The following is a 12614-nucleotide window of genomic DNA, read 5'->3' as shown; positions in this document are numbered from 1 at the left end:
GTGCAAGTCCGCCCCCGCCGGTGCGCCGCGAGCGGTCAGCGGCCGAGGCCCCGGAAGCGGCCCACGGCCAGCGGGACGAAGACCGCGAGCAGCAGCAGCGGCCAGCCCACGGCCAGCGGGCCGGCGTGCTCGAAGGCCCAGGAGCCGGAGGCCGCCGCCGGGTTGCCGAACAGGTCCCGGACCGCGGTCGCCGTCGCCGACATGGGGTTCCACTCGACCACCGCCCCCAGCCATCCGGGCATCGACGCCGGGCTGGCGAAGGCGTTGGACAGGAAGCCCACCGGCCACACCAGGATCTGCACGGCCACCACCAGCTCCGGCCGGCCCGCGACCATGCCCAGGTAGATCCCGATCCACAGCATGGCGAAGCGCAGCAGCAGGAGCAGCGCGAAGGCCGTCAGCGCGGCGCCCGGCGAACCGTGCCAGCGCCAGCCGAGCAGCATCCCGACGCCCGCCAGGACGGCGAGGCCCACCGCCGACTGGAGCATGTCGGCCGCGCTGCGCCCGACCAGGACGGCCGAGGAGGACATCGGCATGGCGCGGAAGCGGTCGATGACCCCCTTGCCGAGGTCCTGGGTGACGGCCGTCATGGTGCCCTCCAGGCCGAAGGCCATGGTCAGCACCAGCATGCCGGGGACCAGGAACTCGACGTACTCGCCGTCGACGCCGCGTCCGCCGCCCACGAGGAAGCCGAACATCAGCAGCATCATGACCGGGAAGGCCAGCCCGACGACCACCTGCACCGGCTGCCGCGCCCAGTGCGCGAGTTCGCGCCGGGTCATCGTCCAGGAGTCCGAGACCACCCATGCCGCCGCGCTCATGCGGACACCTCCGTACGGTCGGCGCGGCCCGCCCCGGCGGAGCCGCCGGGGCGGGGCCCGGAGCCGTCGGGTCCGTCCGTCAGGTGGAGGAACACCTCGTCGAGCGTGGGCCGGCGGACCGCGAGGTCCGCCGCCTCGATGCCCGCCCCCTCCAGCGCCCGCAGGGTCAGGGCCAGCCCCTCCATCCGGTTCTCGACCGGGAAGCCGAGCGTCGGCGGGTCCGTGGTCACCACCGGGTCCGGCAGCAGCGCGGCCGCCTCCGCCAGCCGGTCCGGATCCCGCAGGACGACGACGATCCGGTCCGCGCCGACCAGGGACTTCAGCTCGTCCGCCGTCCCCTCGGCCGCGACCCGGCCGCCGTCGACCAGGGCGATCCGGTCGGCCAGCTGGTCGGCCTCCTCCAGGTACTGGGTGGTGAGCAGGACCGTCGTTCCGCCGCCGACCAGGGAGCGGACCGCGCCCCACACCTCGGCGCGGCCGCGCGGGTCGAGACCGGTGGTGGGCTCGTCGAGGAACAGCACCTCCGGTTCGGTGATCAGCGAGGCCGCGAGGTCGAGGCGGCGCCGCATGCCGCCGCTGTACTGCTTCACCGCCTTGCGGCCGGTGTCCGCGAGGCCGAAGCGGGCCAGCAGCTCGTCCGCCCGCAGCCCGGCCCGCCGGGCGCCCAGGTGGTAGAGGCGGCCGAACATCTCCAGGTTCTGCCGGCCGTCCAGTTCCTCGTCGAGCGCCGCGTGCTGGCCGAGGAGCCCGATCCGCGCGCGGACGGCGGCCGGGTCGGTCCGGGCGTCGTGGCCCGCTACGCGGACGGTTCCCGCGTCGGGGCGCAGCAGGGTGCTCATGATCCGTACGGCCGTGGTCTTGCCCGCCCCGTTGGGGCCGAGCACCGCCTGGACGGTGCCGGCGGGGACCTCCAGGTCGAGCCCGGCGAGGGCGGGCTTGTCCCCGTACCGCTTGTGAACGCCTTCGACGAAGACCGTCAAAGCAACTCCTTCACTAATCAAACTTGAATAGCGAGCTGCGCCAAGGTACTGCCCGCGAAGGGCCTAGTCAAACTTGATTACCTGCCGGACTCCGCGGACGGCGCGTAGGGGTTCTCCCGGCCCTCGGCCAGGACCCCCACGAACGGCTCGCCGCCTTCGCCCGCGAAGGAGTACGCGCCCCCCTCGATCCGGGCGATCAGACCCCGGGTCCAGTCCGCCTCGGCATCGGCGGAGCTCACCCAGCGGTGCATGATCTCGCCGATGTGCCCGAGCTGCTGCGGGCCGCCCTCCGGCGTGTAGTAGTCCGTCACCGACGAGCGCCACTGCGCCAGCTTCCCCAGCCGCTCCCGGAGCAGCTCCAGGACCTCGGCCCGGGGCAGGTCGACCATGAAGCCGATCGCCGAGGAGAGGAGGTCCGCCTTCTGGTCGTAGGCGGCGAGGGCCTCGCGCAGCAGCTTGAAGTACTCCTCGCGGCCGGCGGCCGTCACCTCGTACTCGGTGCGCGGCGGACCGCCGGCGGCGCTGGGAGCCACCTCGTGCGCGAGCAGGACGCCCTGCTTGGCCATCTGCTTGAGCGCGTGGTAGATCGACCCGGGCTTCGTGTTCGACCACTCGTGCGCGCCCCAGTACTCCAGGTCGTTTCGCACCTGGTACCCGTGCGCCCGCCCGTGCTGGCGGACGGCACCGAGGACGAGAAGCCGGATCGCTGACATGGGGCCAGGCTACTCACCCCATCGCGCGGGTCCCGTCGAGGGATTCGCGGATGATGTCCGCATGGCCCGCGTGCCGGGCGAACTCCTCCACCAGGTGCAGGAGCAGCCAGCGCATGGAGACCTTCGCATCCTGGGGGAACCAGGGCGCCGGCGGCAGCGGGAAGCTGTCGTCGAGGCTGGGGACGGCGCGGATGAAGGCCTCCGTCTCGCGCGCGACCCCGTCCCAGTAGGCCAGGACGGACGGGATGCTCTCCCCTTCGACGAGACGGAAGGCCTCGTTCCAGTCCGCCTCGGAACGGATGGTCTCGTCGGGCCTGCCCTGCGCCATGCGCAGCCAGCCCAGCTCGCACTCCGCCGCGTGCTTGAGCAGCCCGGACAGCGAGAGCTCGCTGACGCTCGGGCGGCTCGCCGCCTGCTCCTCGTCCAGCCCCTCCGCCGCCTCGCGCAGGGCGGCGCGCTGGGCCTCGACGAAGGCCAGCAGGGTGCCGCGCTCGTCGCCGGGGACCTCGGTGGAAACCTGAGCCATGGTGGACGCCTTCTTTCCTGGGGTTCTCGTAGCGGTCGTGGTGCTCGTGACCGGGAGGGGTGTCGTCCCCCGGTCACGTGAACCACGCTACGGAGCCTTGCGGTCAGTTCCCGTCCTCAATCGCCGGTTCAGCGCGTCGCTTCGCCGGTCTCGTCCGGGCGCAGCGCCGGGAGTCCGGTGGCCGGCTTCGGCAGCAGGGCCTTGGCGAGGTCCTGGTTGCCCTTCTCGTCCAGCCCGTACATGGCCTCGTAGATCTTGCGGACCGCGGGGCCCGAGGCGCCGGAGCCGGTGCCGCCCTGGGAGATCGTCATGACGATCGCGTAGTCCTCGGTGTACGAGGCGAACCACGAGGTCGTCTGCTTGCCCTGGACCTCGGCGGTGCCGGTCTTGGCGTGCATCGGGATCTGCTTCTGCGGCCAGCCGCCGAAGCGCCAGGCGGCGCTGCCGGTGGTGGCGACGTCGGCGAGGGCCCCGTCGATGTCGTTGCGCAGCTTCGCGTCCATCGGCAGCCTGCCCTGGACCTTCGGGGCGATCTCCTTGACCGAGGTGCCGTCGGCGCTGACCACGGCCTTGCCGACGCTGGGCTGGTGGAGGGTGCCGCCGTTGGCGATGGCCGCGTAGACGGAGGCCATCTGGACGGGGGTGACGAGGGTGTCGCCCTGGCCGATCGAGTAGTTGATGGCGTCGCCCTCGCGCATCTGGTCGCCCTCGCGGCAGTTCTCGTAGGCGATCTTCTCGGCGAAGGTGCCGTTCTTCTTGCCGTCGCGGCACCAGGAGGCCTTGCTCGCCTCGAAGAAGTCCTGCTTCCACTTGCGGTCGGGGACCCGGCCGGGCACCTCGTTCGGCAGGTCTATGCCGGTGGGCTTGCCGAGGCCGAACGCGTGGGCGGTCTTGAAGAACCAGTCGTTGGGGTTCTTCTTGGGGTTGATGCCGCCGTCCTTCTTCCACTCCTGGTCCGCGATGGCGTAGTACACCGTGTCGCAGGAGACCTCCAGGGCCCGGCCGATGGTGATGTCGCCGTAGCCCTGGGATTCGAAGTTGGTGAAGGTCTGGTTGCCGACCGAGTACGAGCTCGGGCAGGGGTAGCGCCGGTTGAAGGGGTAGCCGGCGTTGACCGCCGCCGTCGAGGAGACCACCTTGAAGACGGAGCCGGGGGCCGCCTGGCCCTGGATCGCCCGGTTCAGCAGCGGATAGTTCGACTTCTTGTCGGTGAGCTCGGCGTAGTCCTTGCCCGAGATCCCGCCCACCCAGGCGTTCGGGTCGTAGGTCGGGTTCGACGCCATCGCCACGACGCGGCCGGTCCTGGCCTCCATGACGACGACGGCGCCCGAGTCCGCGACGTAGTTCTTGCGGGTGTTGTTCTTGTCGAAGGTCTTGCGGGCCTCGACCATGGCGTTGTTCAGCTCGCGCTCGGCGACCGCCTGCACCCGGGAGTCGATCGAGGTCACCACGTTCGAGCCGGGCTGCGACTTGTCGGCCTGGCCCTGGCCGATGACGCGCCCCAGGTTGTCGACCTCGTAGCGGGTGATGCCCGCCTTGCCCCGCAGGTCCTTGTCGTACGTCCGCTCCAGGCCCGAGCGGCCCACCTGGTCGGAGCGCAGGTACGGCGAGTCGGAGTTCTTCGCCTTGGCGATCTCCTCGTCGGTCACCGGGGAGAGGTAGCCGAGCACCTGGGAGGTGTTGGCCCCGTCCGGTCCGGCGTAGCGGCGCATGGCGGTGGGCTCGGCGGTGATCCCGGGGAAGTCCTCGGCGTGCTCGTGGATCTGGAGCGCCTGCTCGGTGGTGGCCTCGTCGCTGACCGGGATGGGCTGGTAGGGAGAGCCGTTCCAGCAGGGCTGCGGCGTCTTGGCGTCGCACAGCCGGACCTTGTCGACGACGTCCTGGGGGTTCATGCCCAGGACACCGGCGAGGCGCGTCAGCACTCCGGTGCCGCGGTCCTTCATCTTGAGCAGCTCGGTGCGGCTGGCGGAGACCACGAGGTGGGTCTGGCTGTCGGCGAGCGGGACCCCGCGGGAGTCCAGGATCGAGCCGCGGACCGCGGGCTGGACGACACGCTGGACGTGGTTGTTCTTGGCCTCGTCCGTGTACTCCTGGCCGTTGCGTATCTGGAGGTACCAGAGTCTTCCGCCCAGGGTGAGCAGGAGCGAGAAGACGACGATCTGGATGACGACGAGCCGGTTCTGGACCCGAGGGGTCCGGCCGGTCTCGGGTATGTTGCTCAACTCTGCTCTCCCCCGGGCGGCTGCTCCGCGTACGCCCGGTCGAGTGTAGATCGGGCAGCCCTCAGAAGGGGAAGCGCGTCCGCCCGTGCTGCACCGAGATCCACTTCTGGGTCGTGAACGCCTCGACGGTGGCCTCGCCGTTCAGCCGGCCCAGCCCCGAGGCCTTCTCCCCGCCGAAGGCGGCCAGCGGCTCGTCCCCGATCGTGGAGTCGTTGACGTGGATCATCCCCGTCTCGATGCGCTGCGCGAAGCGCACGCCCCGCTCCACGTCCCGGGTGTGCACCGCGCCGCTCAGCCCGTACGGGGTGAGGTTGGTCAGCCGCACGGCCTCGTCCTCGCCGTCGAAGACCACCAGCAGGGCCACCGGGCCGAAGATCTCCTGGCCCAGCAGCGGGGAGTCCTCGGGGAGGCCGGCCAGGACGGTCGGTTCCACCAGGTTGCCGCGCGTAGATCCGCGCACGAGCGCCTGCGCGCCCTCGGCGAGGGCCCGGTCCACGAGCGCGGTGAGCGCGTCGGCCTGGAAGGAGTTGATCAGCGGGCCGATGTGGGTGTCCGCGTCGTGCGGGTCGCCCGTCTTCAGGGCGCGGACCCGGGCGGTGAACTTCTCGGTGAACTCCTCCGCGACGGAGACGTCGACCAGGATGCGGTTGGCGGCCATGCAGACCTGGCCCTGGTAGACGAACCGGCTGAAGACCGCCGCGTCCACCGCGTAGTCGAGGTCGGCGTCGTCGAGGACGACGAGCGCGCTGTTCCCGCTCAGCTCCAGGACGGTCCGCTTGAAGTGCCGGGCGGCGACGGCGCCCACGTGTCGGCCGACGCGGTCCGAGCCGGCGAAGGAGATCACCTTGGGCACGGGGTGGGTCAGCAGGGCGTCGCCGATCTCCGCTATGTCGGTGACGAGGACGTTCAGCAGGCCCGCGGGGAGCCCGGCGTCCTCGAAGATCTTGGCGATGACCCCGCCGCCGACCACGGGCGCGTTCTGGTTCGGCTTGATCACCACGGCGTTGCCCAGGGCCAGGGCCGGGGCGACGGACTTCAGGGTGACCAGGAACGGGAAGTTGAACGGGCTGATCACGGTCACGACGCCGACCGGGAGGCGCTGGACGCGGTTCTCCTTGCCCTCGACCGGCGAGGCCAGGATGCGGCCCTCGGGGCGGACGGCCAGCTGGATCGCCTCGCGGATGAACTCCATGGCGATGTGGACCTCGTACTCGGCCTTGGGACGCGTCCCGCCGAGCTCGTCGATCATCGCCTCGACGATCTCCTTCTCGCGCTCCTCGGTGATCCGCAGGGCGCGCTCCAGGACCGCGCGTCTGGTGTAGGGGCTGGTGGCCGCCCACTCGCGCTGGGCGCGCTCGGCGCCGCGGTAGGCCTGGTCCACCTGCTCGACCGTGGCCACGGTGATGGCGGCGAGCTTCTCCCCGTTGTACGGGTTGACGTCGATGATGTCCCACGAACCGGTACCGGCCAGCCATTCGCCGTCGATGTACTGGTGAGCCAGGTCGCTGAATATGGACATGCCATCCCTTACTGCGAGCGCGCACCCGTGCGCTGCACCGGAGACCGATCGGTCATCATGCACTGATCAGACGTCATAGTACGTGCGAATCAAGACAGTTGGAGCAGGCCGCGAAGAAGATCCCTGGTCTGGCCCGGGTCCGGGCAGTCGGCCTGAAGTCGCTCCATGGCCCTGCCGTACTGCCCCACTTCCTCGTCCTTGTCCAGGTAGAGGGCGCTGGTGAGCTGTTCCAGATACACGATGTCCTGCAGGTCCGACTCGGGGAAGCGGAGCAGGGTGAAGGCCCCGCTCTCGCCCGCGTGGCCGCCGAAGGAGAACGGCATCACCTGGAGCTGCACGTTGGGCCGCTGGGAGATCTCGATGAGGTGCTCCAACTGCCCGCGCATGACGTCGCGGTCACCGTACGGGCGGCGCAGGGCGGCCTCGTCGAGCACGGCGTGGAAGACCGGGGCGCTTTCGGAGACGAGGACCTTCTGGCGCTCCAGGCGCAGCGCGACGCGCCGGTCGATCTCGGCCGCGGTGGCGCCGGGCATGCCGCGGCGGACGACCGCCTGGGCGTACGCCTCGGTCTGGAGCAGGCCGTGGACGAACTGCACCTCGTAGATGCGGATGTGCGAGGCGGCACCCTCCAGACCGATGTACGTCTGGAACCACCCGGGCAGCACGTCTCCGTAACTGTGCCACCAGCCGGTGGCGTTGGCCTCGCGGACCAGCCCCAGGAGGGATTCGCGCTCCGCGTCGTCCGTGACCCCGTAGAGCGTGAGGAGGTCCTCGACGTCCCGTGCCTTGAAGCTCACCCTTCCCAACTCCAAGCGGCTGATCTTCGATTCGGATGCGCGGATCGAGTAGCCGGCCGCCTCGCGGGTGATGCCGCGGGATTCACGGAGTCGCCTGAGCTGCGAGCCCAGGAGGATTCGGCGCACCACAGAACCGCTGGCTTCTGCGGTCACTAGTCCTGCCCTCCCCATCGCGATGGATGTTCGCCCCTTCCGCACTCGCGTGCGGGCGGGACAGCCAGCGGGGCCCCCGACCCCAGGGGCCGCAGTCTGCCACCAAAACGCATCGGCCCGTACTCGTTCTGTAACGGAATCCCGCCAGCGCGGAAAGAAGTCCGTCCGTATGCGTAGGAAGAAATGAGCAAGAACCGTCACGGGAGTGGACAGGTCCGGCGCGTGCACGTGCATCTGCCCTTGCATCCGGCTCCGCCATTCGGAACGATGGTCCCCGCGCACCTGCGTGCTGTTCGCGCCGGAGCACGGACCCACCCCGCAGTTCTCTTTGGACGAGGCCGCCGCTTCGTCCGCGAATCCCGGGAGTGCCTCGCATGGGGACGAATGGATCGACCATGCTCGAGCCGTTACGGCAGGGGCTTCCCCCGGTCGACCCCACGGCTGTCTCCGGGTCCGCCTCCTGCGCTCTGCCCGCCCGCTTCGAGGCGGTGCGGGGCGCCCGCAGTTTCACCCGCTCGACACTGTCCCGGTGGAGTCTCGACGACCGCTTCGACGACGTGTCGCTGGTCGTCTCCGAGCTCGTCACCAACGCGCTGCGCCATGCCCTGCCCGAGGACGCGCGGGGTGCGTGCGCCGAGGCGGAGCCTCCGGTGCGGCTGCATCTGATGCGGTGGAGCACGCGGCTCGTGTGCGCGGTGCGCGACCCCAGCGAGGACCGGCCCGGCGGGGCCTTCTCACCGGAGCGCACGGAGGAGAACGTCGACCTGGAGTCCGGCCGCGGGCTGTTCCTCGTCGACTCCTACAGCGACAGCTGGGGTTGGCACCCGCTCGCGGGACGGCTCACCGGCAAGGTGGTCTGGGCGCTGTTCCTGCTCCACGACTGAGCCGCGGACCGTCGCCGGAGAGGGCGGACGGCCCGCTCCTTACACGCCAATCGGCCGGGATTGATCACTGCGATCAATCCCGGCCGCTGCACGTGCATGGCTTGTACGAGTGCGCTGTTCCGTCAGCCGATCAAGTGATCGAACTCGCCGTCCTTGACTCCCAGGAGCAGCGCCTCTATCTCGGCCGGCGTGTACACGAGCGCCGGTCCGTCGGGGAAGCGCGAATTGCGCATGGCGACATCGCCGCCGGGCAGTCTCGCGAACTCCACACAAGAGCCCTGAGAGTTGCTGTGTCTGCTCTTCTGCCACGTCAGCTCAAACAAGGAAGCGAGTTCTGCAGCTGCCATCCCGTTGTACGCGTGGTCCACAGGAAGCCCCCGATAGTGCAGATGTCAACTGCACCGGATCATAGCTGTGTTCATAAGCGCCTGCATGGGCAGATGCACGTGCACGGAGGGTGGCCCACTGATCACAAACAAGGGCCCCTTCAGGGCCGGAGGGCTTCGGACACCTCGTCGAGGGAGTCCACGAGCTGCTCGGCGGCCCCTCGCAGCACTCCCGGCGGGAGCGTGTCCCAGGCCGTCAGCAGGGCCCGTACGCCGCCCCATTGCGGGACGCGGCGCTCCCGTACGGCCTTGGCGCCCGCCTCCGTCGCGGCGCGCAGCGCCTCGGCGAACTCCGCCGCCCCCGGCACCGGGGCCCCGTCCCGGTCCGGGGGGTGAGCCTCCAGGAGCATCGCGTGGCGGCCCAGCGCCGCCAGGGCGTCGCCGGCCCCCTCGGCCGCCGCCCGGGACAGGCCGCGGTGGCGCACCGGCTCCCCCGCCGCCCGCGCGACCGCGTCCTGCCAGGCGATGCGGGCGTCGCGGGTGTCCAGCAGGGCCGCGCGGACGTCGGCCCGGCGGGTCCCGGCCGGGTCGGCGTACTGGCGCAGCACGGCGGCCGCGTACCGCCCGTCCGCGGCCAGCCAGTCGGCGAGGCGGGTGCGCAGCCGCGGGGTCTCCCAGGCCGGATAGAGGGCGTAGGCGGCCATCGCGAGCAGCCCGCCGACCAGCGTGAGCGCCACCCGGTCGGGCACCGTCTGGTCCCAGCGGACCCCGCCCATGCCGAGCAGGAAGACGACGTACGCGGAGACGAAGAGCTGCGCGACGGCGTATCCGGTGCGCATCAGGACGTACATCAGGCCCGCACTGACCACCGCCAGCAGGCCCGACAGGTACATCCCCGGGTGGGCGAGCTGCACGATGCCGGTGGCGGCGGCGACCCCGACCAGGGTCCCCGCGAAGCGCGCGACGGCCCGGGAGTACGTCTGGGTGAAGTCGGGCCGCATCACCATCACCGAGGCCATCGGGGCCCAGTAGGCGTGCCCGAGCGGCAGCGCCAGCCCGATCACCAGGCCCGCGCAGGCCACGGCGGCGACGCGCAGGGCGTGCCGCAGGACGGGCGACCCGGGCCGCAGCTCCGCCCGTACGGCCTTCAGGACCAGCGGCGCCAGCCGCCACAGAGTGGGCCGCAGCATCGACTCCCCCGGGTCGGCGGTGCGCCCCGAGCCCGGCCCGGCCGTCTCCCGTACGTCGTCCAGCAGGGCGGCGAGCCGGCGCGCGGCCCGCAGCGGCGCGCCGGTGAGGAGGTCCGCCGTGTCGGGGGACACCAGCACGGCGAGGGCCGGAGCGGGCGGCCGGACCGGCTCCCCGTGCCGGATCGCCCGCGCGGCGGCGTCGAGCACCGACGCGGCGGCGGCGAGCAGCTCCCGCACCCGGTCCCGCGCCGGCCCCTCGGCGGGCGCCCCCACGGCAGGGTCGGCGAGGGAGGCCAGCACGGGCCGGATCCGCTCGGCGAGCCCCCGCGCCCCGTGCAGCTCGGCGGGGCGGCGCCGGGCCTGCCGGGCGGTGACGGTGGCGGCGGCCCGGGCCCGCATCAGCGGCTGCGGGTCGAAGGGCGCGTGGGGGTCGTGGCGCAGCCGCCGGACGTAGTCCGCCTCGGCGGCGAGCGCGTCGGCCAGGGCGTCGCGCTGGGCGCCCCAGCGGCGGATGGGGAAGAGGACGATCAGCAGTGCCTGGACCACTCCGCCTGCGGCGATCATCGCGGCGTGCCCGGCGGCCTGCGGGACGGAGGTCGGCAGGGTGACGGTGACCAGCATGATCGCGACATTGCCCGAGGCGATGATCCCGGCGGTGGGGCCGGCCGCCCACATCAGGCTCGCGGCGAAGGTCCAGACGGCGAGGAGCGCGAGGAAGAGTGCGGTGTGCGAGGAGCCGACGAGATAGCCCACGAAGGTGGAGACGGCCAGGGTCAGGCCGGAGGCGAGGGCGAGGACGGGCCGGGGCCGCCAGCTCTGCTGGAAGGTGGCGATGGCGGCCATGAAGGCGCCGAACGCGGAACTGGCGGCGGCCCCGGGACCGAGGAACACGAGTCCGGCGCCGATGACGATCGCGAGACCGGCGGCGGCGCGCAGGGCGACCAGGGGTTCCAGGCGCGTCCGCTCCACCGTCACGCCCGACCGGGCGGTGTCCTTCAGCGCCCGGAGCCAGCTCATGGCGTCGAGCGTAACCGCGCGACGGGCGCTTCGGCTTTCAGGACTTCTACGGATATGTCCTGCACCCGTCCGCGGCTGTTCCACGGGTCCGATCATCATCCCGATCGCTGTTCGGCAGCCGGGCCCGCGGCCGGCGGGGACGGCGGGGGCCCGGAGACGGCCTAGCGGGGCAGCGGGTGGCGTCGGCCGCCCATGTGCGCGCGGTCGGCGGCCGCCGTGCCGTCCTCCCAGCCCGCATGATCCGTGGCCCCGCGCAGCCGGGTCGTCGTGGTCCGGGGGAACATCTCGTCCGCCCGGGAGGTGACCGCCACGTCGCGGGCCACCAGGGCCGGCAGGTTGTCCGGGGCCTCGGCGGCCGTGTGCTCGGCCGTCTCGGCGAGCCGCTGCCCGAGCCGGCTGGCGTACGCGAGCAGGAAGGACTGCCTGAAGGTCTTCGTCCGCTTGCGTCCGCCGGAGCGCTGCGCGGCCTCCGCCCGGGTCATCGCCGCCGTGCCCTGCACGAGCAGCGAGGTGTACAGCAGCTCCACCGCCTCCAGGTCGCTCTCGAAGCCGACCACCGTCGAGAACTCGAAGCCGCTGTTCCACACCGCCCGGCAGCGGTTGGCGGTGGCCACCGCGTCGAGCAGGACCGCCTTGGCCTCCTCGTACGGCGGCTCGACACCGATCCGGCACGCCCCCGGCACCCGCGTGGGCCCGCCGCCGCGCGCCACCAGCAGCGCCTCGTCCACGGTGTGCCGGGCCATCAGCTCCTGGGCCTTGGCGCTGAGCGCCTCCGCCTCCTCCGGGAAGGTGGTCGCCTCGGCCTTGGCGAGCAGGGCCCGGATGCGGCCGAGCATCCGCGGCTCGATGTGCGCGTGCTCCCCGAGGTCCGCCGGGTCGCCCGGCAGCGGGCCCACGGGCTCGATCGAGGGCAGCCGGATCAGCAGCCGCAGCACTTCCAGGAAGGCACCGGCCAGCGTGAACCGGTCCGTCCGCTCCCGCTGCGCCAGCCGGTCGGCGTACTCCCCGTCGCTCCCCCACCACGCCTCGGCGTCCGTCCACCGGGCGGGTAGCCGGGCGTAGCGGCGCGCCTCGGCGGCGATCAGGTCCCCGGTGATCCTCAGGTGCCGCTCGTCGAGGTCCCGGCGCACCAGCCGCAGCACGTCGGCCGGCTGCCAGCCGCGCTCCCAGCCCTGCCGCACGTACGCCTCCCCGCGCGCGAGCAGCTCCTGCCCCACCCCCGGCCACAGCGCAGGCTCGGCGACGAGCACGGACGCGCCGGTGTCCAGCCCGGTGTCGTCCTGGGCGTAGAGGGCGGCGGCGAAGGCGCGGTCGACGGTCTCGGCAAGGTCTCTCACACCTTCCAGCTTGGCACGCCCCCCACCCACCCCCCGAACCCTTCCAGGCGCAGGGCCCGGGGCGGGCCCGATCCAGCCCCGCCGGCGTTTGAGGCGCAGGGCCCGAGGCGGGCCCGATCCAGCCCCGCC

At 72.1% G+C, this 12614-nt stretch carries 11 protein-coding genes; 1 reads left to right on the top strand and 10 read right to left on the bottom strand.

What is annotated here, in order from left to right:
• Positions 1 to 35: 35 nt before the first annotated feature.
• The 7 genes from ACFWW8_RS17800 to ACFWW8_RS17770 all read right to left on the bottom strand — a co-directional run bounded on the left by ACFWW8_RS17800 (position 36) and on the right by ACFWW8_RS17770 (position 7749).
• On the bottom strand, positions 36 to 821 hold the full coding sequence (locus ACFWW8_RS17800) for an ABC transporter permease (protein WP_386529748.1): 786 nt from the start codon (positions 819 to 821) through the stop codon (positions 36 to 38).
• Positions 818 to 1801 carry an ATP-binding cassette domain-containing protein gene (locus ACFWW8_RS17795; RefSeq protein WP_386529746.1) on the bottom strand — a complete coding sequence of 328 codons (984 nt, stop codon included), beginning with the start codon at positions 1799 to 1801 and terminating at the stop codon, positions 818 to 820. Before ACFWW8_RS17795 ends, ACFWW8_RS17800 begins: the two co-directional genes overlap by 4 nt.
• 77 nt (positions 1802 to 1878) lie before the next feature.
• Complete coding sequence (locus tag ACFWW8_RS17790) at positions 1879 to 2514, bottom strand: PadR family transcriptional regulator (RefSeq protein ID WP_386529745.1); 636 nt, start codon at positions 2512 to 2514, stop codon at positions 1879 to 1881.
• Between the two features lie 13 nt (positions 2515 to 2527).
• The gene (locus ACFWW8_RS17785; RefSeq protein WP_386529744.1) at positions 2528 to 3040 is read right to left on the bottom strand and encodes a DinB family protein; all 513 of its coding nucleotides are present in this window, start codon (positions 3038 to 3040) and stop codon (positions 2528 to 2530) included.
• Positions 3041 to 3168: 128 nt separating this feature from the next.
• A complete protein-coding gene (mrdA, locus tag ACFWW8_RS17780; RefSeq protein WP_386529742.1) occupies positions 3169 to 5262 on the bottom strand; it encodes a penicillin-binding protein 2 in 2094 nt (697 codons plus the stop codon).
• Positions 5263 to 5323: 61 nt separating this feature from the next.
• Positions 5324 to 6781 (bottom strand): aldehyde dehydrogenase family protein, encoded by a 1458-nt coding sequence (locus ACFWW8_RS17775; protein ID WP_386529741.1) that lies wholly within the window; start codon positions 6779 to 6781, stop codon positions 5324 to 5326.
• 89 nt (positions 6782 to 6870) lie between these two features.
• A complete protein-coding gene (locus tag ACFWW8_RS17770) occupies positions 6871 to 7749 on the bottom strand; it encodes a helix-turn-helix domain-containing protein (RefSeq protein WP_383918086.1) in 879 nt (292 codons plus the stop codon).
• Positions 7750 to 8105: 356 nt separating this feature from the next.
• On the opposite strand from ACFWW8_RS17770, the gene ACFWW8_RS17765 reads away from it, so the two are divergent.
• Positions 8106 to 8615, top strand: a complete 510-nt coding sequence (locus tag ACFWW8_RS17765; RefSeq protein WP_386529740.1) for an ATP-binding protein — start codon at positions 8106 to 8108, stop codon at positions 8613 to 8615.
• Positions 8616 to 8737: 122 nt separating this feature from the next.
• Here the strand turns inward: ACFWW8_RS17765 and ACFWW8_RS17760 are convergent, their stop codons facing one another.
• From ACFWW8_RS17760 to ACFWW8_RS17750, 3 genes are all read right to left on the bottom strand, one after another.
• Positions 8738 to 8983, bottom strand: coding sequence for a DUF397 domain-containing protein (locus ACFWW8_RS17760; protein ID WP_069920830.1), 246 nt, complete (start codon positions 8981 to 8983; stop codon positions 8738 to 8740).
• A gap of 119 nt (positions 8984 to 9102) precedes the next feature.
• Positions 9103 to 11148 carry an FUSC family protein gene (locus ACFWW8_RS17755; RefSeq protein WP_386529739.1) on the bottom strand — a complete coding sequence of 682 codons (2046 nt, stop codon included), beginning with the start codon at positions 11146 to 11148 and terminating at the stop codon, positions 9103 to 9105.
• 161 nt (positions 11149 to 11309) lie between these two features.
• Positions 11310 to 12485, bottom strand: a complete 1176-nt coding sequence (locus tag ACFWW8_RS17750; protein ID WP_386529737.1) for a DUF2786 domain-containing protein — start codon at positions 12483 to 12485, stop codon at positions 11310 to 11312.
• Positions 12486 to 12614: the final 129 nt, after the last annotated feature.

It is taken from the genome of Streptomyces sp. NPDC058701 (assembly GCF_042715295.1).
Taxonomy (GTDB): domain Bacteria; phylum Actinomycetota; class Actinomycetes; order Streptomycetales; family Streptomycetaceae; genus Streptomyces.
The sequence above is the reverse complement of the archived record's forward strand: the minus strand, read 5'-3'. Positions and strand labels throughout refer to the sequence as shown.